Source organism: Mesorhizobium sp. WSM4850 (assembly GCF_055811735.1).
The window spans coordinates 1-449 of the sequence record NZ_JBVVPV010000176.1 but is presented as its reverse complement, the minus strand read 5'-3'; the positions used below and the strand labels follow the sequence as shown (position 1 = coordinate 449).

General features: G+C 57.9%; 1 protein-coding gene. It reads left to right on the top strand.

The genetic code is table 11. The features are described 5' to 3' along the window. Positions 1 to 9 precede the first annotated feature (9 nt). The coding region (locus tag AC0L2Z_RS35470; protein WP_473630652.1) for a LysR family transcriptional regulator at positions 10 to 449 on the top strand (440 nt) is incomplete at its 3' end.

Below are 449 nucleotides of genomic sequence, written 5' to 3'. Positions count from 1 at the left end.
AGATAAGGCATGCGTTTCAAAGGCCTTGATCTGAACCTTCTCGTTGTGCTCGACGCACTGCTGACCGAGCGCAACCTCACGGCGGCGGCAAGCAGCATCAACCTAAGTCAGCCGGCCATGAGCGCGGCCGTCGGCCGGCTACGCGATTATTTCAACGATGAACTGTTTACGATGAGCGGCCGCGAACGTGTTCTAACCCCACGTGCGGAAACACTCGCCCCCGCTGTTCGCGGCGCACTCTTGCACATCCAGTGCTCGATTATTTCTTGGGATCCGTTTAAACCGGCTCAATCCGATCGCCGCTTCCGGATCATGGTTTCCGATTTCGCCACACTCGTGTTTTTAGAAAAGGTCGTGGAGCGTGTTGCACGGGAAGCACCCGCCGTCAGCTTCGAATTGCTGCCGCTCGACGACGATCTCGATGAGCTTCTCCGGCGCGGTGACGTCGA